Consider the following 22,399-nt stretch of genomic DNA (forward strand, 5'->3'; position numbering starts at 1 on the left):
GGGGAGAACACATGAGCGTGAAGGACGCGTTGCGCGAGCAGCGCATCGAGACGCCGTCGTGGGCGTACGGCAACTCCGGCACCCGGTTCAAGGTGTTCGCACAGCAAGGAGTTCCGCGCACGCCGTACGAGAAGATCGACGACGCCGCGGTGGTGCACAAGCTCACCGGTGTGGCGCCGACCGTCGCGTTGCACATCCCGTGGGACCGCGTGGACGACTTCGGGAAGCTGGCCGAGTACGCACAGGACCGCGGCATCGCGTTGGGGGCCATCAACTCCAACGTCTTCCAGGACGACGACTACAAGCTCGGCAGCGTCTGCCACCCGGACCCGCTGGTGCGGCGCAAGGCGATCGGGCACCTGCTCGAGTGCGTCGACATCATGGACCAGACGGGGTCGCGCGATCTCAAGCTCTGGTTCGCCGACGGCCTGAACTACCCGGGCCAGGACAACGTCCGCGCCCGCCAGGACCGGCTTGCCGACGCGTTGCGGGAGACCTATGCGCGACTCGGCTCGGATCAGCGGATGTTGCTGGAGTACAAGCTCTTCGAGCCCGCGTTCTACGCCACGGACGTGCCGGACTGGGGCACGGCGTACGCGCACTGCGAGCAGCTGGGCGACCGGGCGCAGGTCGTGATCGACACCGGGCACCACGCGCCGGGCACGAACATCGAGTTCATCGTGGCGTTCCTGTTGCGGGCGGGCAAGCTCGGCGCGTTCGACTTCAACTCGCGCTTCTACGCCGACGACGACCTGATGGCCGGGGCTGCCGACCCGTTCCAGCTGTTCCGGATCATGCACGAGATCGTGCTGGCCGACGCGCTGAAGCCCGCGGCCGGCATCGCGTTCATGCTCGACCAGTGCCACAACCTGGAACCGAAGATCCCGGCGATCATCCGCTCGGTGCTCAACGTCCAGGAGGCCACGGCGAAGGCGCTCCTGGTCGACCACAGCGCGTTGGACGCGGCGCAGCGGGCCGGTGACGTGCTGGAGGCGAACGCGGCGTTGATGGACGCCTACAACACCGACGTGCGGCCGCTGCTGCGGGAACTGCGCGAGGACATGGGGCTCGACCCCGACCCGATGGGCGCGTACCGGCGGTCCGGGTACGCCGAGCGCATCGTCGCGGAACGAGTCGGTGGCGACGCCGCCGGGTGGGGTGCGTGATGAGCGAAGTCGAAGCGCTGCTGGGCCGGAGCAACCGGCTCGGCGCCGATCCGCGCAACACCAACTACGCCGGTGGCAACACCTCGGCCAAGGGGTCCGTGACCGACCCCGCCACCGGGCGGCCCGCGGAAGTGATATGGGTCAAGGGATCCGGTGGTGACCTGGGCACGCTGAAGGAGTCCGGGCTCGCCGTGCTGCGCCTGGACCGGCTGCACGCGCTGACCGAGGTGTATCCGGGAGTCGAGCGCGAGGACGAGATGGTCGCCGCGTTCGACTACTGCCTGCACGGCAGGGGTGGCGCGGCGCCGTCGATCGACACGGCCATGCACGGCCTGGTCGACGCGAGTCACGTCGACCACCTGCACCCGGACGCCGGCATCGCGTTCGCCACGGCGGCGGACGGCGAGGCACTGGTCAAGGCGTGCTTCGGCGAGCGCGTGGTGTGGGTGCCGTGGCGGCGGCCCGGTTTCCAGCTGGGACTGGACATCGCCGCGGTGAAGCGGGACAACCCGCAGGCGATCGGCGTGATCCTGGGCGGGCACGGCATCACGGCGTGGGGTGCGACGAGCGACGAGTGCGAGGCTCACTCGCTGGAGATCATCGAGACCGCGCAACGCTACCTCGACGAACACGGCCGCGCCGAGCCGTTCGGGCCGGTCGTGCACTCCGCTCTGCCTGCTGAGGATCGCCGCGTTCGCGCCGCCGAGCTCGCGCCGGTGATCCGCGGCCTGGCGTCCACCGACAGCCCGCAGGTCGGCCACTTCACCGACTCCGAAGTCGTGCTCGACTTCCTTGCACGGGAACGGCATCCGGAACTGGCGGCGCTCGGCACGTCGTGCCCCGACCACTTCCTGCGCACGAAGGTCCGGCCGCTCGTGCTCGACCTGCCGGTTGGTGCACCGCTGGCTGATGTCGTGGAGCGGTTGAAGGAGCTGCACGAGGCGTACCGCGAGGACTACCGCTCCTACTACGAACGGCACGCTTCCCCGGACAGCCCAGCGATGCGCGGCGCCGACCCGGCGATCGTCCTCGTGCCGGGCGTGGGCATGTTCAGCTTCGGCCGCGACAAGCAGACCGCCCGCGTGGCCGGCGAGTTCTACGTGAACGCCATCAACGTGATGCGGGGCGCCGAATCGGTCTCGCGGTATGCGCCGATCGACGAGGGCGAGAAGTTCGGCATCGAGTACTGGGCCTTGGAAGAGGCCAAGCTGCAACGGATGCCGAAGCCGAAGCCCTTGGCGACCCGCGTCGCGCTCGTCACCGGTGGCGGATCGGGCATCGGCCGGGCGGTCGCCGAACGGCTGGCCGCCGAGGGCGCGTGCGTGGTGGTCGCCGACCGCGACGGTGACGCGGCACGTGCGGTCGCCGAAGGCATCGGTTCGTCCGACGTGGCCGTGCCGGTGACCGTCGACGTCACGGACGGGCCGGGCATCGCCGAGGCGTTCCGCGCGGCGGTGCTCGCGTTCGGGGGCGTAGACCTGGTGGTGAACAACGCCGGGCTGTCGATCTCCAAGCCTCTCGCGGACACCACCGAGGCCGACTGGGACCTGCAGCACGACGTGATGGCCAAGGGCTCGTTCCTGGTCTCGCAGCAGGCCGCCAAGGTCATGCGCGCCCAGGGCATCGGCGGCGACATCGTCTACATCTCCAGCAAGAACGCGGTCTTCGCCGGCCCGAACAACGTCGCGTACGGGGCGGCCAAGGCGAACCAGGCGCACCAGGTCCGGTTGCTGGCGGCCGAACTGGGCGAGGACGGCATCCGCGTCAACGGCGTCAACCCGGACGGCGTGGTCCGCGGCTCGGGCATCTTCGCGGGCGGCTGGGGCGCCCAGCGCGCCGCCGTCTACGGCGTGCCCGAGGACAAGCTCGGCGAGTTCTACGCCCAGCGCACACTGCTCAAGCGCGAAGTGCTGCCCTCGCACGTGGCAGCGGCAGTGTTCGCTTTGACAGCAGGCGATCTGTCACTGACGACCGGCCTGCACGTGCCGGTCGACGCCGGTGTGGCAGCGGCGTTCCTGCGATGACAGCCGTAGCGGCCGTCGACCTCGGCGCGTCCAGCGGCCGGGTGGTGCGCGGGGTCGTAGCCGATGGCAACGTTCACATCGAGGACGTGCACCGGTTCGCCAACGGCCCGGTGCACGTGGACGGCTCTCTGCACTGGGACCTGCCCGCGCTCTACCATGAGGTCCTCACCGGCCTGAGGCTCGCCGGACCCGTGTCGAGCATCGGCATCGACAGCTGGGCGGTCGACTACGGCCTGCTCGACGAGTCCGGCGAACTGCTCGGCAACCCGGTGCACTACCGCGACTCCCGCACGGCCGGTGCTGAACCTCGGGAAGGCCTCTACGAGCTGAACGGCCTGCAGTTCCAGCCGTTCAACACGATGTTCCAGCTCATGGCCGAACCGCTGCTCCCCCAGGCGTCCCGCCTCCTGCTGATCCCAGACCTGCTCTCGTACTGGCTGACCGGCCGGTGCGGCACTGAGTACACCAACGCCACCACGACCGGCCTGATCGACGTCCGAACAGGACAGTGGTCACCCGAACTGACCCGCGACCTCCCACCCGGCCTGCTCACCGACCTACGTCGTCCCGGCGACCCCGCGGGCACCTTCAAGGGCATCCCCGTCACCGCGGTCGGCTCACACGACACCGCGTCCGCCGTCGTCGCCGTACCCGCCTCCCACGACCGGTTCGCCTACATCTCTTGCGGCACCTGGTCGTTGGTCGGCGTCGAGCTCGACTTCCCGGTCCTCACCGCCGAGAGCCGGGCCGCCAACTTCACCAACGAGGGCGGCGTCGACGGCACGATCCGCTACCTCCGCAACGTGATGGGCCTGTGGCTGCTGCAGGAGTGCCTGCGAACCTGGGACGCCGCCCTGGAGCCGTTGCTGCAGGAGGCTGGTGCGGCGACCGGTTCGGTGTTCGACCCCAACGACCCCGTGTTCCTCCCGCCCGGCGACATGCCGGCGCGGATCGAGCGCGCGTGCGGGCGAACGATGACCAGGCCGGAGATCGTCCGGTCCGTTTTGGACAGTCTCGCAGCTGCACACCGCGATGCGGTCGCGGACGCCCAGCGGTTGTCCGGCAAGGAAGTCGAGGTCGTGCACATCGTCGGCGGCGGCTCGCGCAACGAGTTGCTGTGCCAGCTCACCGCGGACGCGTGCGGATTGCCGGTGATCGCCGGCCCCGCCGAGGCCACCGCATTGGGCAACGTCCTGGTGCAGGCACGCGCGGTCGGCGCGGCGCAGGGCACCCTGCGAGACCTGAGGAAGCTGGTGCGGGAGTCGCAGCCGTTGCGGCGCCATCTCCCCCGCTGACGATGTCGAATGTCGAATTCCGATTCGACGCGGTCAGCGGCTGTCTCTTCCCGTGAGCGTGAATCACCCCGCCGACTTCCGGTTCTAGCCGGTAGCTTGGGAGGATGCGCAGGCGCTCGTTCCTCGGTCTCGCCGCCACCGGCGTGCTCGTTCCCGCCACCGCACAGGCCTCGGGCCGCACGCGCTGGGTCCACGCCTGGACGTCCATGCCGCAGCTCACCGAACCAGGCAACATGCCGCCCCCGCCGTTCACACGACCAGACCTGGTCATGGCCGACGCGACACTGCGCCAGACCGTCCGGGTCACCCTCGGCGGGCGACGGCTGCGGCTGCGGTTCAGCAACGCGTTCGGCGGCGCGATCCTGCCGCTCACCGCGGTCACCGTCGCCCTCCCGGAGGACGGCCGCGCGGGCGCCAGTGCGATCCAGACCGGCACGGTGCACCGGGTGACCTTCAACGGCCGGTCCTCTGTGGACGTCGCGAGGGGCGCGCTGATCGTCTCAGACCCGCTGGACCTCACCCTGGCTCCAGGCACCAACCTCACCGTGACCGCCTATCTCGCGCAGGGGCAGGCGTCCAGCGAGATCACCTCGCACCCCGGCTCCCGCACCACGTCCCACCTGCTGGCAGGCAACCACACCGAGGCCGCCGATCTGCCCGGCGCGACCCCCACCGACCACTGGTACTTCCTCAGCGGCGTCGAAGTGCTGTCGACCGCGTCCGGTGTCGTGGTGATCGGCGACTCGCTGAGCGACGGCCGCGGCTCCACCACCAACGGCAACGACCGCTGGCCCGACCGCCTCGCCGACCGCCTGAAGGGCCGGGTCGCCGTGCTGAACCAGGCCGCCGGCGGCAACCGGGTGCTCGCCGACGGCCTCGGCCCCAGCGTGCTGGCCCGGCTCGACCGCGACCTGCTGGCGCAGAGCGGAGTCCGGTGGCTGATCCTGTTCGAGGGCGTCAACGACATCGGCACGGCCGACTCCGCCGAACCGGCACAGAAAACGGTCGCCGACGACCTCATCGCCGCCTACCAGCAGATCCTCGACCGCGCCCATGCGCACGACATCAAGGTGTACGGCGCGACGCTGCTGCCGTTCGGCGGCAGCGGTTACGACGCCGGCTTCCGCGAGGACGCCAGGCGAACGGTGAACAGCTGGGTCCGCGCGAACCACTTCGACGCCGTCCTCGACTTCGACGCCGCCGTCCGCGATCCGGCGAGTCCGCAGAGGCTGCTCCCGGCCGCGGACGTCGGCGATCACCTGCACCTCAACCCCACCGGCTACCGCATGCTCGCGGAGGCGGTACCGCTCAAGCTCTTCCGTTGACCGTCCACCGCCTCTTCCGGGCCGCGCGCAGCTACTCCGCGCTCCCGGCACGGATCCGCTGACCTGCACGAACGCATCGCCGATCTGGACAGGTGTGCGCGGCGGGTGTTTGGATCGATGCACACCGTGTTTACAACGTTGTAAATACGCCCTGCAGATTGGACGAGACGTGACGTCAAAGATCGTCCTGGCGGCCCTGGCCCTCTCCCTGCTCGGCGGCGTGCCCGCTGTGGCCTCGTCCGCCGCGCCTGACTTCTCGACGGCCGAGGCCGGCAACCCCTTCGTGGACGGGTGGTACGCGGACCCGGACGTCGCCGTCTACGGCAACAGGTACTGGGTCTTCCCCACCTCGTCGCGGCCCTACGACCAGCAGACGTACCTCGACGCCTTCTCCTCGGCCGACCTCGTCAGCTGGACCAAGCACCCCAACGTCCTCACCACCGCGAACGTCTCGTGGGCGCGCCGGGCGGTCTGGGCGCCCGCTCCCGTGCAGCGCAACGGCAAGTACTACCTGTACTTCGGCGCCAACGACATCCAGAGCAACTCCGAGCTGGGCGGCATCGGTGTCGCGGTCGCCGACCGGCCGGAGGGGCCGTACCGGGACGCGATCGGCAAGCCGTTGATCAGCCAGTTCGTCAACGGCGCGCAGCCCATCGACCAGGACGTGTTCGTTGACGACGACGGTCAGGCGTACATGTACTACGGCGGCTGGGGTCATGCGAACGTGGTGAAGCTGAACGAGGACATGACGAGTCTCGGCCAGTTCCCCGACGGCAGCACTTACAAGGAGATCACCCCGGCGAACTTCACCGAGGGTTCGCAGATGTTCAAGCGCAACGGCAAGTACTACTTCATGTGGTCCGAGGACGGCTGGACCGGCCCGAACTACGCCGTGTCCTACGCCATCTCCGACTCCCCCACCGGCCCGTTCACGAAACTCAGCCGCGTCCTCGCCCAGGACGCCGCAGTGGCAAGGGGATCCGGCCACAACTCGGTGATCAACGTGCCCGGCACGGACATCTGGTACATCGTCTACCACCGGCGCCCGCTCAGCCGCACCGGCGCCAACGACCGGCAGCTCGCCTACGACCGGATGACCTTCAACGCCGACGGCACCATCCAGCCGGTGACCATGCGGGTCAAGGACAACTTCGACGACAACAACGCCATCGGCTGGACTGCACACGGCGGCAGCTGGTCGGCGAGTGGTGGCAGGTACCAGACCGGGGCGTCGTTCGGCGGGAAGTCCTTGCTGGACACGAACTTCTCCAATTTCGTGCAGGACGCCGACATCACGCCCAGTTCAGCGAACGGCGACAGCGGGCTCGTGTTCCGCGCGACGCAGGCGACGACCGGCACGGACGCCTATCGCGGTTACTACGCCGGGATCACCGGTAGCGGACGGGTCCTGCTCGGCAAGGCCGACAACAACTGGACGCAGCTCGCGTCGGCCCCGGTGAGCGTCCGGCCGAACGTCCGGCACCACCTGCGGGTGGAGGCGATCGGCTCGGCCATCAAGGTGTACGTCGGTGACATGGCCACGCCGAAGATCACGGTGACCGACACCAGCTTCTCCAGCGGGGCCAACGGTGTGCGCGTGTTCAACACCGGCGCGGCCTTCGACAACTTCGCCGTGTCCCACCGCTGATCTGCGGGTGGGGGTGGGCACGACACCCACCCCCACCTGTCATCACGAAGCCGGCACCGCCGCGCCCCGTCCGTCGAACGTCCAACGCCCGTGCGGCACCTTCACCGCGCCCGCCCCAGGCACGTGCACCTCAGCAGTGGCCCCCACCGGCACCTCGACGGTCAGCCGCACCACCCCGTCCACCTTCGCCCAGGCAACGACGATCCGGCCCCGCACGCTCTCGAACTCGAACCGCGCCCAGGACAGCGTGGTCACGGAGGGCCGGACCACGAACGTCCGGTAGCCCTCGTCCCCCGGTCGCAACCCGGCGACGTGCTCGTACAGCCACTGGACGAGCGTGCCCTTGAAGTAGTGGTTGCGCGAGCGGGTGCCGGTGTCCCACATCTCCCACATGGAGTCGGCGCCGTTCGAGAACCAGTGGCCCCAGCTCGGGTAGGAACGTTCGGTGGCCATGGCAAAGGCGACATCGGCGTGTCCGTTGTCGCTCAACGCCTGCAGCAGCACGCTGGCGCCGAGGCAGCCCACGTTGACGTGGTTGCCGTTGGCCCGGACCTCCGAAGCGAGCTTGTCCGCGACCGCCTGGACGGAACCGGCGGGCACCATGCCGAACGCCAGCGGGATCGCGTTGGACGTCTGCCGGTAGTCAGGATCGCGTGAAGTTCGGTAGTAACCGTCCAGAAAGGCCTTGTTGAACGCTGCCAGCAAACCAGCGGCCACCTCGCGGTAGCGCGGCACGGGCTTGCCGATCACGTCACCCAGTTCGGCGGTGTGCAGCAGGGCTCGGTAGAGGTACGCGGTCGCGGTGAGGCGGGTGTCCTCGGGCGGGATGCCGCCGGAGTCCGGCGGGAGGAAGTCGCCCAGCGCGGTGACGGCGAGGCCGTCGCGGAGTCTGCCGATCTCCCAGTCCAGGTAGCGGGTGAGCACCGGCCAGTGCTGCTCGGGCAGCCTCGAGTCGCCGTAGACGCGGTACATCTCCCGCAGCACGAACGGGTACACGGTCGTCCACTCGGGGGCGGGCGCCAGTTCGCGGTAGCCCCAGCCCCCGCTCGGCACGATCACCGGGAGCTGGCCCGCCGCGTCCTGGCTGTCCGCGAGGTCGCCGAGCCACTTGGTGAAGAACTTCGCCATGCCGAACTCGGCGAGCATCGACGGTGCGCCCACCTGGGCGTCGCCCGTCCAGCCGTTCTTCTCGTAGGTCGGGGTGTCGGTGGGGATGCCGTGCAGGTTGTTCGCGACGGTGCGGCGCATCGCGGCGTCGTACTGCTCGAACAACGGCTCGGAGCAGCGGAACGTGCTGACCCGTGGGACGTCGGAGTGTACGAGGCGGCCGACGAGCTGCGGTGCCGTGGTCAGGCCCGTCACCTCGACGTAGCGGAAGCCCTTGTAGGAGAACTTCGGTTCCCACGTGCCGGTGCCGTCTGCGCAGACGTACTCGTCGAGTTGGATGCGGCCGCCGCTGACGTGGCCGTTCTCGATGTGAACGCTGCCATCCGAGTTCAGCGTCTCCCCGTGCTTGAGCCGCACCACCGTGCCCGCGGGAGCGTTCACGGTGAGCTTCGTCCAGCCCGACATCGTGCGGCCCATGTCGGCCACGAACACGCCGGGCTCGAGCACGCTCACAGTCGGCGTCACCGACTCGATCACCCGGATCGGCTCGTGTTCCTGGGCCCGCAATGAACCGCGGGGCGCTGGGCGTACTGACGTGCGCTGCCACGAGCCGTCGTCGAAACCCGGACGGGTCCAGTCGCGCGGGGCGAGGCGGGCGTCGTAGGTCTCGCCGGTGTAGAGCGAGTTCGACACGGTGGGACCGTCGGTCAGGCGCCACTGCTCGTCCGACGCGATCACCGTGCGGGTGCCGTCCGGGTGGTCGATCTCCAGCTGCGCCAGCAGTTTCGGCTCGTCGTGCCACGGCGGGCGCTCCCACCGCCACACGTTCGGGGTCTTCATGCCGTAGAAACCGCGGCCCAGCGTCACACCGATCGCGTTGCGGCCCTTGCGAACCAGGTTCGTGACGTCGTGCGTCGCGTACAGGACGGTCTTGTCGTAGTCGGTGAAGCCGGGATCGAGCACGCGGTCGCCGACGCGGCGACCGTTGATCTCCGTCTCGTGGTAGGCAAGGCCGCTGACGTACAGGCGGGCGCGCCTCACCGGCTTGGTCACCGCGAACTCCCTGCGCAGCAACGGCGCGGGCTGTTCCTCCACCGTGACGTTCGCTCCCCACGGGCCGGAGCCGTACGGGTCGAGCACGGTCGCGGGAACCCACGCCGAGTCGTCGAAGTCCGGTGCCTGCCAGCCTGGTTGCTCGCTCGACGTGACCTTCCAGCCGGGTCCGGTGACGATCTCGCGCTCACCGCCGGGAAGCTCGACGAGCAACCGCAGCAGCAGTCCGGCAGGGCCGGCGGAACGGTTCGTCGCTCGCGCGGCCAGCACGATCCGCCGGCCTGCCAGGCGGGTCACGCCGGCACGCTGCCCGACCTTCCACACGTCGACCTGCTCCGGCACGTGCACCACTTCAGAACCGTTGACGTACAACGTGAAGTCGTCGTCGGCGGTCGCGACGAGCCGGGCGCGGACCGCGTCCGCCGGCAAGTCGACCGACGTGCGGAACCACCGGGTCGCGGCCGGGGTCGTCTCCGACCAGATCCACCGCGCGCCGGCGAGGCCGATCGACGTGTCCTCGGCGCCGATCCACCGCGCTTGCCACAGCGTGCCGAGCAGCGCCGTCTCCCACCAGTTCGTGGTGCTCCACGCCGACGGCCGCCCGGCGCCGTCCCACACCCGGACCCGCCAGTGGTAACGGGTGCGCGGCCGCAGTTCCTTGCCACCGAACGCGATTCCCGTGGTGCGGTCGGAGGCGACCCGGCCGGACTGCCAGACGTCCGCGCGTCCGGGCGCGGTGCCGACCTCGACCTGGTAGGCGGTCTGCCGGGCGCCCGTGCCACCGGCCGCGAGCACCCAGGCCAGCCGGGGCACGGTGACGTCCGTGCCCAGCAACGTTTCCGCGTACTCGACGGTCGTGCGCACCACCCGCAACCCACCGTCGCGCTCCTCCGGCGCGGCATGTGCCACCCCGACCGGCAGTGCGGTGGCGGTCAGCCCAACCGCCGACGTCGTGAGGAACATCCGTCTGCGCACGTCGACTCCACCTTCGTCGCTGGCATGAAACGTTTCAATCGCGGCGGCGGGTCCAGGGTGTTGCGTAGATGGAGGTGTGTCAAGGCGCACGACAACAGGCTGTCCGCTAACGGACAGCCTGTTGAATCGTGTGAAGGATCAGGCGATCGTGCAGGTGCTCCCGTTCAGCGTGAACGATGACGGCGCCGGGTTCGACCCGCTGAACGTGCCGTTGAACCCGATGTTCGTCGACGCGTTCGGCGCGAGACTGCCGTTCCAGCTCAGGTTGGTCGCCGTCACGGCCGCCCCGGACTGGGCGAACGTCGCACCCCACCCCGGCAGCGTCACGCGCTGGCCGTTCGCGAAGCTGAACGCCAAGGTCCAGCCGTTCAGCGCGCTCGTGCCCGTGTTCGTGATGGTCACGCTCGCGGTGAAACCGTTGCCACCGCCCCAGTTCTGGCCGGAGTAGCCGACCTTGCAGGCCCCGGTGCCGCCACCGGCGCCGGTCGTCGCCGACCCGATGCCCGAGGTCGCCGACACGTTGCCGGCGGCGTCCTTGGCCCGCACCTGGTACCGGTAGGTGGTCGACGGCGTCAGGCCGCTGTCCGCGAACGACGCACCGGCCGCCGAGCCGACCAAGGCGAACGAACCACTGCCCACGGCCCGGTACACGTCGTAACCCGTGACGCCGACGTTGTCCGTCGACGCCGTCCAGGTCAGCGTGAGACCACTGGACGTCACGCCGGACGCCACCGGGGTGCCCGGCGTGGACGGCGGCTGGGTGTCGCCGGGGTTGCCCCCGCCGTAGATCGTGGCCTCCTTCGAGGTCTGCCGGATCCCGTTGGCGCCGTTGAGGATCCGCTCACCCCACGACGTGAGGCTCGCCGGGTTGAACGAGTTGACCATGTCGAGGTACGCGACGTCGCTGCTGTTGCCGCTCCACGACCAGCCGAGGTACCCGAGACCGCGAGCCTGCGCCTGGGCGAGGATCGTGTCCTCGTCCGGGTCGCCGTCGCTGTGGTTGTGCCCGAACTCCCCGACCACCAGCGGCAGCCCCGCCGTCCGGAACGAGTCGAAGTAGGCGTTGACCTTGTCCGCGGTGTTGTAGACGCCGTACATGTGGATGGAGAACACGGTGTTGCGCTGCGGGTCGGCGTTCAGCACCGAGGCCGCGTTGTCGCGCATGATGTTGCCCCAGTCCTGGCCCCACATCGGCGCGTCGGCCATCAGCAGGTGTTGCAGCCCGGCACCGCGCAGGCGGCTTATCGCACTGCTCGTCGCGCTCGCCCACGTGGCACTGACCTGGGCGTTGTTGCCGAACGGCTCGTTGCCGAGGTTGATGACGACGTAGTTCTCCTGCCCCTTCAACGCACTGGCCACGCTGATCCAGTAGCTCGCCGCCTGGTCGAGGGTCGCGGCCCCGCTCTGCTCGCCGTACCCGGTGGTGTCGTGCACCTCCAGCACGCAGATCAGCTTGGACTGCTTGCACAGCCCGATGACGGTCCCGACCTCCGCCGCCGGGGTCGGGCCCCACCGCTGGCCGCTGCCGAGCACGACGCGGACCGTGTTGGCACCGAAGGACTTGATGTCCGCGAACGCCCTGGTCTGCGACTGGTACCAGACGTGCGCGTGGTTCACGCCCCGCATCACGAACGGCGTGCCGTTGGCCTCGACGACCCGCGTGCCGTCGACCCGGAGGCCCGCCGCGGCCGGGGGTTCGGCCCCCAGGGCGGCCACGACCGCCGGGTACCAGCGGCTCTCGATCTTCTGGATCCCCGTGGTGGAGTTGGGGTGCACGCCGTCACCGGTGTCGGCGGCGGTGTCGAACCCGGTCCACTGGTCCACCACGGTGATCGGGGAGGCCGCCGTGCTGTTGGCCCGCGCCCAGCCGGGGATCGCGCTGTTGAGGTCGACGACGCGCTGCCCGCAGGCGGAGCAGTTCGACGGGTTCATCGGGATGATCTGGGCCACGACCAGCTTCATCGCCGGGTTGCTCGCCCGCATCTGGCCGAGCAACGTGCTGAAGGCGCCCAGGATCGTGCTCGCGGGGATGTTGCTCCACACGTCGTTGGTGCCCAGGTGCATGAGCACCACGTCCGGCCGCGCCGAGGAGAGCCAGCCCGGGAGGAGGTTGTCCCTGGCGATGTTCGTCGCGAGAAACCCGCCGTGGCCCTCGTTCTCGCCGTCGTGGGTGAAGCCGCAGCCCTGCGACGGCTGCGAGCCGACGAAGTCGACGTTGGTGTGCCCGGTGTCCTGCAGGTGCTTCCAGAGGAGCGCCCGCCAGCACCCCGGGTTGCCGGTGATGGAGTCGCCGAGCGCCATGATCCGGGTGGGCGCGGCGGCGTTCGCCGTGGCGGCAGGAGCGATGACCACGCAGGCCGCCAGCAGCAGGCCTGTCACCACCGCTCGGAGAAGTCTCAAGGTCACAACGACCTCCAGGGAATCGTCGGCTGGTTCTCACGGATTCTGGGAGCGCTCCCAGAAACGGACCCTAGTCAGCCGGACTTCCCGTGGCACCGCCGCTTGGTCCACCACCTGCGCCTGTCCGGCGCAGGCGCCCCTACCCACCTCGACTTGTCCGACCGGACAAGTTCGCAGATCGCCGTCGAACGCGTGGTCGAACGATTCGCGAATTTCTTTCAGGTCATTGACGACCCCGCGTCGCCGCTCCAAGATGGCAGCGCTCACATATCTTGGCCCATCTTTCCAAAAAACCCCCTGCCAACTGGAAAGTGAACCGACGACAACGATGTTAACGTTCACAAGACTGCTCATCGCCGCGCTCTTCCTGAGCTCCGTCACCGCGATCGGCGCGCCGACTGCCTCCGCCGCGCCCGTCATCAGCCAGAACCAGGTGAAGGTGCCCGCCGCGCCGATGGGCTGGGCTTCCTGGAACACCTTCTTCGAGAACATCGACCACAACGTGATCAAGGCCCAGGCTGACGCGCTCGTGTCGTCTGGGCTCGCGGCCGCCGGCTACAGGTACGTCAACATCGACTCGGGCTGGTGGAAGGGGACCCGCGACAGCGCGGGCGAGATCACCGTCGACGAGGCCCAGTGGCCCGGCGGCATGAAGGCGATCGCCGACTACATCCACGGCAAGGGGCTCAAGGCCGGGATCTACACCGACGCCGGCAAGAACGGCTGCGGGTACTACTTCCCCACCCCCGGCCCGCCGCACGCCGGCACCGGCAGCGAGGGCCACTACGAGCAGGACATGCTGAAGTTCTCGCGCTGGGGCTTCGACTACGTCAAGGTCGACTGGTGCGGCGCCGACGTCGAGAAGCTCGACGCCCCGAGCACCTACCGCGCGCTCAGCGACGCCGTGACCAAGGCGAGCGCGACCACCGGCCGTGAGCTGGTGCTGTCGATCTGCGAGTGGGGCAAGAACGACCCGTGGAACTGGGCGCCGGGCATGGCCCCGTTGTGGCGCACCGGCACGGACATCATCTTCGCGCACGAGACGCCGTCGATCGGCATGGTGTACGAGAACTTCGACAAGAACCAGCGGCCGACCGCGCAGCACACCGGCTACTACAACGACCCGGACATGATGATGATCGGCATGCCGGGCCTGTCCGCCGCGGCGAGCCGGGTGCACATGAGCCTGTGGGCGGCCGGCGGTTCACCGATGCTGCTCGGCAACGACCTGACCAAGGTCGACGACCGGGCGATCTCGGTGCTCACCAACCGCGAGGTGCTCGCCGTGGGCCAGGACCCGCGCGGCCTGCCCGCGGTCGAGGTCGCGGAGGACGTCCGGGACCAGCAGGTCTACGCGAAGGTGCTGTCCGGCAACGGACGCAGGGCCGTGGTCCTGCTCAACCGCACGTCGGCGGCGGCCACGATGACGGTCAGGCTGGCCGATCTCGGCCTGTCCGGCCGGACGGCGGCGGCACGCGACCTGTGGACCGGCACGTCCACCCCGATCACGACCGGCAGCCACCGCGTCTCGGTTCCGGCCGGTGACGCGGTGATGCTGACGATCGCGGGCACCGAGGCGGCTGCCGCCACCTACGCGGTCGAGAACTCGCGGGCCTCCGGCATCACGGCCACGACCGCCGGGCTGGCCGTGGCGACGTTCGACTACACGAACGGCGACCGCACCGCCCGTCAGGCCACCCTGCAGGTCAACGGCAGCCAGATGCCCACCGCCCTCGCCCTCCCGCCCACTGCCCGCGGCACCGTGTCCGCGATCGTGTCGCTGGCGAAGGGGACCAACTCCCTGACGGTGCGGGGATCCGGCGTGACTGCGGTCGAGGTGCGCGCGCTGCCCGGCACCGCGGGGACCCAGCTCGCCGGAACGCAGTCCGGCCGTTGCGCCGACATCAACCGCAACACGGCGACGAACGGCACGCAGGCCCAGCTCTGGGACTGCAACGGCGGTGAACAGCAGACGTTCACGCACACCGCCCGCAAGGAACTGGTGGTCTACGGCAACAAGTGCCTCGACGCGTGGGACCACGGCACCACCAACGGCACGAAGGTCACCATCTACGACTGCACCGGCGGCACCAACCAGCAGTGGAACCTCAACCCCGACGGCACGATCACAGGCGTGCAGTCCGGCCTGTGCCTCGACGCCTACAACGCGGGGACGGCCAACGGCACGCCCCTCGTGCTGTGGACGTGCAACGGGGCCGCCAACCAGAAGTGGAACCACGCCGGCGCCCTGGCCACCGGTGGCAGCTTCGAGGTGCTGACGTACAACGTGGCCGGCCTGCCGGAACCTCTCTCGTCCGGCGACCCCGCCGTGAACACCCCGTTGATCAGCCCGCGCCTGGCGCCCTACGACGTCGTCACCGTCCAGGAGGACTTCAACTACCACGCGGCCCTGTACGCCGGTGACAACCACGCCCACCGCACGCCCACGAGCGGCGGAGTGCCGTTCGGCAGCGTCCTGAACACCCTGTCGCACAAGCCGTACAGCGACCTGGAACGCACGAAGTGGTCGTCCTGCAACGGCACGGACTGCCTCACGCCCAAGGGGTTCACCTTCCAGCGGATCACGCTGGCGGACGGCGTGCACGTCGACCTGTACAACCTGCACCCCAACGCGGGCACGGAGACCGCGGACCTGGCCGCGCGCCGGTCGAACATCACCCAGCTCTCCCGTCAGATCGCGGCGAACTCGGCGGGCAACGCCGTCATCGTCATGGGTGACACCAACACCCGCTACACCCGTGTCGACGACAACATCCGCGAGCTCGTCACCACCAACGGCCTCACCGACGCGTGGGTCCAGCTCGAACGCGGCGGCCAGGCACCGGCGGCGGGCAGCCCGGCGCTCGTGTGCGACCCTGCCGCGCTCACCGACTCCTGCGAGGTGGTCGACAAGATCCTCTACCGCGGCAACCGGCAGATCACCCTGACCGCGCGGGACTACCGCAACGACAACGCGGCCTTCCTCGACGCCCGGGGCAAGCCGCTGTCCGACCACTACCCGATCGCGACGAGGTTCGACTGGAGCGCGGACGACGGCATCCGGCTGTCCGCCGAGTTCGGCGGGCCGCACGGCACGCCGTTCACGGATCTCGCCGCCGTCGACCTCGGTCCGATCCGGACGCTGACCCTGCGCGGCGGCAGCCGGCTGGACCAGGTCTCGGCCACCTTCGCGGACGGCACGACGCTCACCCACGGCGGCAGCGGTGGCACGGCCGGCACGCTCACGCTCGACGCCGGTGAGCACTTCGTGGCCGCGAAACTGAGCCAGGGCAAGCACAACGGCCGCACGCGGGTGTTCTCCGCCGCTCTCACCACGAACCGGGGACGGGTGGTCTCGGCCGGACAGGAGACCGGCGAGACGACCACCGTCAACGCGCCCGCGGGGTGGCGGATCGCGGGCTTCACCGGCCGGGCGGGTGGGGAGGTCGACCGACTGGGGGCGATCTTCGCACCCGCCTAGGCACTGTCCCGCAGGTCTCACCGGCGAGAGGTGCGACCGAGGGCCCCGGCGGAACTCTCGACCGCGACTCTCGTCGGATCACCCTGCGGGACAGGGCCAGGAGAACGGGCCCCGCGCTCACCGGGCGCGGGGCCCGTCTTCGTCAGGGCCCGTCTTCGTCAGGGCGAGGCGAAGCTCGGGTGGGCGGGCTGGTTGTACGCGGTGTTCTGGAACGCCACCGCCACCCGGTACTGCCGGTCCTGCAACAGGGACACCCGCCGGATCGAGGTCGGCTCGGTCGTCGAGTAGATGCGCAACGCCCGGTTGTCCGAGGTCCGCCAGATGACCTCCTCGCGCCAGTCCCCGTAGATGTCCGCGGCCAGCGCGGGCGTGGACTTGGTGCCGTTGTTCGAGGCCACACCGGAACCGGTGAGCAGCCGCGTGTCACCGTTGGGGCCGTATTTGTCGATCGTGGTGCCGTTCAACAGCTCGCGCTGGGCGTCGCCGTCCCACCAGATCACGAAGTTGATCGACCCCGGTTTGCGCGCGGACACCTGAGCGCCCGTGGTGGCGCTGCGCAGGCCGCCCACCGACGCCGACCACGCCTCGGCACCGGGGTTGCCCGCCCACACGTCGGCGGCCACTCCCCTGCCGTTGTCGCAGCCGCACGACGGCGCGCTCCAGATGATCTGGCCGGTGCGGGCGTCGCCCATCCAGTGGGTGAGGTCGGTGGTCGACTCGGACGGCTTGAACACCTCGAGACCGGCCCTCGACGGGATGAAGTCGCCTACGTGCAACGCGTCGCCGTGGCGGGTGCCGTTCTGCCACAGGCCGCGGCCGTTGTCGTCGATCGCCATCGAGCCGTAGATGATCTCGTCACGCCCGTCGGCGTCCACGTCGGCCACGGACAGCTGGTGGTTGCCCTTGCCCTCCCAGGCGGAACGGTTCGACTGGGTGGCCGAGTCGAACGTCCAGCGCTGGGTGAGCTGTCCACCCCGGAAGTCCCACACCGAGATCACGCTGCGGGTGTAGTAGCCGCGCGCCATGACGATGCTCGGCCGGGATCCGTCCACATAGGCCGTTCCGGCCAGGAACCGGTCGGCCCGGTTGCCGTAGTTGTCACCCCACGACGACACGTTTCCACGCGGTGGCACGTAGTTCTCCGTGTCCAGCACCGCGCCGTCCGTGCCGCGGAACACCGACAGGTACTCGGGTCCGGCGAGGACGTACCCGCTGCTGTTGCGGTGGTCCGCGCCCGCGTTGCCGATCACCTGGCCGGTGCCCGACCTCGTGCCGTCCGCGGTCTTCACGGCGACCTCGGCGCGGCCGTCACCGTCGTAGTCGAACACCTGGAACTGGGTGTAGTGCGCACCCGCCCTGATGTTGCGGCCGAGGTCGATCCGCCACAACCTGGTGCCGTTCAACTTGTACGCGTCCAGGTACACGTTGCCCGTGTAGCCGGACTGCGAGTTGTCCTTGGCGTTGGTGGGATCCCACTTGAGCACCAGGTCCTGCTCACCGTCGCCGTCGAGGTCGCCGGCCGACACGTCGTTCGCCACGTAGGTGTACGCCTCGCCCGACGGGGTCGTGCCGCCAGAAGGGATCTGGAGTGGAACGTCCCTGCTCGTCGCGAGGGTGCCGACGGATCGCGTGGCCGCCGCCGGTTCCACGCCTCCGCTCACCGGTCGCACCGAGTAGGTCGCCGTCGGGGGCGCACCCGTGTCGAGGTAGCTCGTGGCCGTCGTCAAAGGTGCCCGGTTGACCCGCACGCCGTCCCGGTAGACGTTGAACGCCACGTCGGCCGCGTCGGAACCGAGAAGCTGCCACGACACGAAGTTGCCCTGCGCCGACCGGATGCTGACGAGCCCGCGCCCCGGTGCCTCGTCCGCGAACGCCGGCACGCTGCCCGCGGTGAGCACCACCGCGAGCACAGCAGAGATCCACAAAGAATTGAAACGTTTCATACGAAGAACGTTAGCGTCGAACAGGTCGAACGCCGGGAACGCGAATTCTTTCGACTCGATTCGATCAGAACGCGTCGAGCCAGCCGCACATGCCGAACCGCTGCGGGGTCTGCGCCCGCGTCACGTGCACGTCCGCCTCCTCCAGGTGCCCGATGTCCCCGTCGCGCAACCGTTCGAGCTGCTCCCCGGTGCGTTCGGCCGACGCCAGCGCCCCTTCCCGCCAGCGCTTCTCCCAGGCGTCCAGCGTTCCCTGCTTCAACCTCACGGCGGCGCGGTAGAACTCCTCCAACTCGGCCTCGGTGCCGTGGCGCAACTCCAGAAAGCCTTCCAGGGCGAGATCCCGACGGCGCCTGGCCGATTCCTCGTCACCGGCCAGTGCCCGCTCGGAATAGATCTCCGAATCGGCCAGCACATCGAGCGGAAAGGTGAACACCGCGTCACCCGCCTCGGGCAGGCCGCTGTTCTGCATCAGCACGATGATCCGCAGATCACCGTCGTTGACCAGCCGGTGGATCGTGCCGGGCGTGAACCACGCGACCGTGCCCTCGCGCAGCGGCGTCTCGGTGAACCCGCGGCGGGTCAGGGTCTGGACGCTGCCCTGCCCGCCGATCACGTAGTAGCACTCCGAGCACGCGAGGTGGACGTGCGGAGAGCCGCCGCACATCCCGTCCACCGCCGGCCAGTCGTAGACCCGGAGGCCGGAGATGCCCACCCCGCCGGGAAACGGCGTCACCACGGATGTCCCTCCACAAAGGATTCGAGTCGGTCCGCGTCCCACTCACCGTTGCCGACGACGAGCCGGTAGCGCAAGGTCAGCGCGTCATCCGGAGCCAGCTCCACGGTGTCGTGGAAGGCGAACGACGGGTTGACGGCCGCGAACGGCGTGCTGCGCACGAACCAGTGCGTGTTCTTGTTGTCCGGGTGGTCCACGAACAGCAGCGTCGACGACCGGTCGACCTCGTCGTGCCGGCCGACGAACGCGAGCCAGCGCGCGGCCTTCCCCATCATCTCCTGCCCGGTACCGCCGTCCGCGGCGATCACGTCCCCGTCGGTGAACGACCGCGGGCCGCGCCAGAAGAACCCGGTGTAGCCCGCGAGCTCACGCCCGTTGGTGGTCGGACTGCCGAAGACCAGCGGTTCCCGCCGCAGGTTCGTCAGCGTGGTGGCGAACTCCAGCGTCCACGAGTCGTCCTCGACGTCGCGCACGGTGAACGAGCGCGTCTCGCCGACCCAGCGCTCGCCCGCCTCGGTGAACCACGACAGCCGCTCGCCGATGCGGGCCCCGTCGACCTCGAACTCCTCGTGCCGCATGGTGCCGACGTTCGGCAGCACCACGTAACCCTGGTCGCGCACGTACGTGACGCCGCCCCAGAAGTTCTCGCCCGACACGTCGGTCGCGGTCATCTGCACGCCCTTGTGCCAGCGGTGGTCGTGCGGCCGGAACGCCGTCACCACGTCGCCGGCGAGCGTGCGGACCGGGTGCAGGTAGGGCTTGGGCCCCTCGAACGCGGGCGTCGACGGCCGGTGCACGTACCGGAAGAGCTCGACGTCGCCCACCGACACGGCGAGCACCTCGTCGTCCTGCCGCGTGATCACCGGGCGTTCGCCCACGGGGCACCGATCCCTTCCATCGTCGCGTAGAACGGGCTGTCCGGACCGAGCTGACCGGCCTCGACGACCGTGCCGGTGAACGCGGAGGCGTAGAGGGCCGCGATGAACTCCGTCGTCTGCCTGGTGTCCGCGAGGGTCACCGGCGGTGTCTCACCGCTGTCCAACGCGTCCAGGAACGCCGCGAGCTGCCACCGGTGGCCGCTGACGATCCCGGACGGTTCCGCCCGCCAGCGCGTGACGACGTCGTCGTGGCCGGGCGCCGGAGTCACGGTCCAATGCGCGTCGGTGTAGCCGTAGAGGTGCTCGACCTCGACGGTGGCGTGTTCGAAGTCGAACCTCAGCTGCGACGTCTCCCTGGGCGACAGCAGGGAATTCACCACCGACGCGACCGTGCCGTCGGCGAACGTCACCAGTGCCATCGAGACGTCCTCGGTCTGCACGTCCCGTGCCTGCCGCACCGCCACGGCCCGGATCTCCCGCCACGGCCCCAGCACCGACAGCAGCAGGTCGAACTGGTGGATGCCGTGCCCCATCGTCGGGCCGCCGCCCTCGCTGTCCCACGTCCCGCGCCACGGCACGTCGAAGTAGGCGTCGCCGCGGTACCAGAGCGTGTCGCACTTGGCGACGAACGACCGGCCGAACGCCCCTTCGGAGACCAGCCGCCGCAACCGGACCGCGGCGGGCCCGAAGCGGTGCTGGAACACCGTGGCGACGCGGCCGGCCGACGCGCGTTCGGCCGCGATCAGCACGTCGATCTCGCTGAGCGACATCGCCGGCGGCTTCTCCACCAGCACGTGGACGTCGGCGGCGAGGCATTCGAGGGCGAGCGGCACGTGGTGGCGCGGCGGTGTGCACACGTGCACCACGTCCAGGGCTTCCGCGTCCAGCAACGCGGTCGAAGTGGGGTGCACGCGCGGCACACCCCACTCCTCGGCGAACGCCGAGGCGCGCTCGGCGTCGACGTCCACCACCGCCACCAGTTCGACGCGGTCCCCCGCCGCGCGCAACGCCTCTGCGTGCGCCGACGCGATCCCGCCAGTGCCGACGATGGCCGCGCGCCTCACTTGGCGGCGTCCACTTCGGACTGGACTTCCTTGATGAACGACGCGGCGGCTGCGTCGGGCGTGGTCCGGCCGAACAGCACGTCCTCGGTGTGCCGCTTGAGGATCGTGTCGAGGGTGCTGGCCCCGTTCGGCGTGATCCGGGGCGGGTCGCTGACCGGGACGGTGTCGAGGTACTCCTTGGCGGCCTTGTCGGTGTCCTTGAGCTGACCCGCGATCGCCTCGCGGATCTTCTGGTTGGCGGGCACACCGCGTTCGGTCAGCAGGACCTTGGCGGCCTCCTCGTCGTTGGCGAGGAAGCTCACGAACGCCGCGGCCTCGGCCGGGTACTTCGACCGCGCGGACACCGACCAGAACATCGACGGCTTGTAGTAGGCGCCGGGTGCCGCGCCCTGGGTCTCCCCCGGCAGCCGCAACAGCTTCAGCTTGGCACCGCTGGCGGCGGTCAGCGCGGTCAGCTGCGTGTTCCACCACAGCCCGAACGCCGCGGTGCCGGTCGCGGTGGCCGACTGGTTCAGCCCGGCGGAGGCCTTCTCGATCGTCACCGACGGCGGTGCCGCGATCCCGGACTTCGCGAGGTCGAGGATGTACTGCCAGTAGTCCCGCGCGATCTCCGGCGGCAGCACGACCTTGGCGTCGGCGTCGAACATCGCCTTGCCCTGCTGCCGCGCCCGGATGCTCAGCCCCGCCGCGTCGTTGATGCCGGGCGACTGCACGCCGAACACCTGGCCACCGCCGGCCTTCGACACCTGCTCGCCGATCTTGCGCAGGTCGTCCCACGACCACTTGGTGTCGTCGGGGACGGGGATGTCGTACTTCGCCAGCAGGTCGAGGTTGACCATGATCGAGTACATGCCGAGGCCGACCGGCAGTCCGTACTGCTTGCCTGCGATCGCGCCGGTGGCGAGCGCCTTCTGGTCGAAGTTGCCGGTATCCAGGTGCTTCTTGGCCTCGTTCAGATCGAGCAACGCGCCGCGTTCCGCGTAGGAGGCGATGTAGAGCTCGTCCATCTGCATGATGTCCGGCGCGTCGTTGGCCGCCATGGTGGTGGCGAGGCTGTCCCAGTAGCCGTTCCACTCCTTGAACTCACCTTTGACGGTGATGTTCGGATGTTTCTTCTGGAACATGTCGATGACCTGCTGAGTGCGCTTGTGCCGGTCGTCCGCGCCCCACCAGGTGAAGCGCAGCGTGACCTTCTCCGTCGTCAGGTCACCGCCCGCGTCGGAGCCGGACCCGCACGCGGCGAGCAGGGACGCGGTCAGCGACAGCAGGACCGCCCACGCGGTCCCGCGGCGAACACCTCTGAGCAT

14 protein-coding genes are annotated in these 22,399 nt (G+C 69.6%); 6 read left to right on the forward strand and 8 right to left on the reverse strand.

Translation table 11 applies throughout. The features are described from left to right. Positions 1–11 precede the first annotated feature (11 nt). The 5 genes from rhaI (at position 12) to IEY88_RS27190 (ending at position 7,458) form a co-directional block, all read left to right on the forward strand. Positions 12–1,166, forward strand: a complete 1,155-nt coding sequence (rhaI, locus tag IEY88_RS27170; protein ID WP_189157680.1) for an L-rhamnose isomerase — start codon at positions 12–14, stop codon at positions 1,164–1,166. After that, positions 1,166–3,190, forward strand: coding sequence for a bifunctional aldolase/short-chain dehydrogenase (locus IEY88_RS27175; protein ID WP_229693807.1), 2,025 nt, complete (start codon positions 1,166–1,168; stop codon positions 3,188–3,190). The genes rhaI and IEY88_RS27175 overlap by 1 nt, the downstream gene beginning before the upstream one ends. Beyond that, positions 3,187–4,485, forward strand: a complete 1,299-nt coding sequence (locus tag IEY88_RS27180) for a rhamnulokinase (RefSeq protein WP_189157682.1) — start codon at positions 3,187–3,189, stop codon at positions 4,483–4,485. Before IEY88_RS27175 ends, IEY88_RS27180 begins: the two co-directional genes overlap by 4 nt. Before the next feature lie 104 nt (positions 4,486–4,589). After that, complete coding sequence (locus IEY88_RS27185) at positions 4,590–5,810, forward strand: SGNH/GDSL hydrolase family protein (RefSeq protein WP_189157683.1); 1,221 nt, start codon at positions 4,590–4,592, stop codon at positions 5,808–5,810. A gap of 169 nt (positions 5,811–5,979) precedes the next feature. Continuing rightward, entirely contained in the window at positions 5,980–7,458 is a 1,479-nt protein-coding gene (locus tag IEY88_RS27190) for a family 43 glycosylhydrolase (RefSeq protein ID WP_229693808.1), read from the forward strand. 42 nt (positions 7,459–7,500) lie between these two features. On the opposite strand, the gene IEY88_RS27195 is transcribed toward IEY88_RS27190, so the two are convergent. From IEY88_RS27195 to IEY88_RS44460, 3 genes are all read right to left on the reverse strand, one after another. After that, positions 7,501–10,593, reverse strand: coding sequence for a family 78 glycoside hydrolase catalytic domain (locus IEY88_RS27195; RefSeq protein ID WP_229693809.1), 3,093 nt, complete (start codon positions 10,591–10,593; stop codon positions 7,501–7,503). 138 nt (positions 10,594–10,731) lie between these two features. After that, complete coding sequence (locus tag IEY88_RS27200) at positions 10,732–12,999, reverse strand: cellulase family glycosylhydrolase (RefSeq protein ID WP_189157684.1); 2,268 nt, start codon at positions 12,997–12,999, stop codon at positions 10,732–10,734. A gap of 30 nt (positions 13,000–13,029) precedes the next feature. Continuing rightward, on the reverse strand, positions 13,030–13,485 hold the full coding sequence (locus IEY88_RS44460; RefSeq protein ID WP_229693810.1) for a hypothetical protein: 456 nt from the start codon (positions 13,483–13,485) through the stop codon (positions 13,030–13,032). On the opposite strand from IEY88_RS44460, the gene IEY88_RS27205 reads away from it, so the two are divergent. Next, the gene (locus IEY88_RS27205) at positions 13,448–16,474 is read left to right on the forward strand and encodes a ricin-type beta-trefoil lectin domain protein (RefSeq protein WP_229693811.1); all 3,027 of its coding nucleotides are present in this window, start codon (positions 13,448–13,450) and stop codon (positions 16,472–16,474) included. The genes IEY88_RS44460 and IEY88_RS27205 overlap by 38 nt on opposite strands. Positions 16,475–16,632: 158 nt before the next feature. Here IEY88_RS27205 and IEY88_RS27210 read toward each other — a convergent pair whose 3' ends face one another. The 5 genes from IEY88_RS27210 to IEY88_RS27230 form a co-directional block, all read right to left on the reverse strand. Further along, the gene (locus tag IEY88_RS27210; protein WP_189157686.1) at positions 16,633–18,417 is read right to left on the reverse strand and encodes a rhamnogalacturonan lyase; all 1,785 of its coding nucleotides are present in this window, start codon (positions 18,415–18,417) and stop codon (positions 16,633–16,635) included. A gap of 64 nt (positions 18,418–18,481) precedes the next feature. After that, positions 18,482–19,150, reverse strand: coding sequence for a cupin domain-containing protein (locus IEY88_RS27215; protein WP_189157687.1), 669 nt, complete (start codon positions 19,148–19,150; stop codon positions 18,482–18,484). Beyond that, positions 19,147–20,028, reverse strand: a complete 882-nt coding sequence (locus IEY88_RS27220) for a DUF6807 domain-containing protein (RefSeq protein WP_189157688.1) — start codon at positions 20,026–20,028, stop codon at positions 19,147–19,149. Before IEY88_RS27220 ends, IEY88_RS27215 begins: the two co-directional genes overlap by 4 nt. Next, entirely contained in the window at positions 20,010–21,092 is a 1,083-nt protein-coding gene (locus tag IEY88_RS27225; protein ID WP_189157689.1) for a Gfo/Idh/MocA family protein, read from the reverse strand. Before IEY88_RS27225 ends, IEY88_RS27220 begins: the two co-directional genes overlap by 19 nt. Continuing rightward, a complete protein-coding gene (locus IEY88_RS27230) occupies positions 21,089–22,399 on the reverse strand; it encodes an ABC transporter substrate-binding protein (RefSeq protein WP_189157690.1) in 1,311 nt (436 codons plus the stop codon). Before IEY88_RS27230 ends, IEY88_RS27225 begins: the two co-directional genes overlap by 4 nt.

The organism is Lentzea pudingi, from assembly GCF_014646255.1.
Taxonomy (GTDB): Bacteria; Actinomycetota; Actinomycetes; order Mycobacteriales; family Pseudonocardiaceae; genus Lentzea; species Lentzea pudingi.

Bases quoted from the DNA above. Each gene is read 5' to 3' on its own strand.
- IEY88_RS27230 (WP_189157690.1), bottom strand. From the start codon at position 22,399: ATGCTCAGAGGTGTTCGCCGCGGGACCGCGTGGGCGGTCCTGCTGTCG.
- IEY88_RS27175 (WP_229693807.1), top strand. From the start codon at position 1,166: ATGAGCGAAGTCGAAGCGCTGCTGGGCCGGAGCAACCGGCTCGGCGCC.
- IEY88_RS27180 (WP_189157682.1), top strand. From the start codon at position 3,187: ATGACAGCCGTAGCGGCCGTCGACCTCGGCGCGTCCAGCGGCCGGGTG.
- rhaI (WP_189157680.1), top strand. From the start codon at position 12: ATGAGCGTGAAGGACGCGTTGCGCGAGCAGCGCATCGAGACGCCGTCG.
- IEY88_RS27205 (WP_229693811.1), top strand. From the start codon at position 13,448: ATGGGCTGGGCTTCCTGGAACACCTTCTTCGAGAACATCGACCACAAC.
- IEY88_RS27185 (WP_189157683.1), top strand. From the start codon at position 4,590: ATGCGCAGGCGCTCGTTCCTCGGTCTCGCCGCCACCGGCGTGCTCGTT.
- IEY88_RS27210 (WP_189157686.1), bottom strand. From the start codon at position 18,417: ATGAAACGTTTCAATTCTTTGTGGATCTCTGCTGTGCTCGCGGTGGTG.
- IEY88_RS44460 (WP_229693810.1), bottom strand. From the start codon at position 13,485: ATGTTCTCGAAGAAGGTGTTCCAGGAAGCCCAGCCCATCGGCGCGGCG.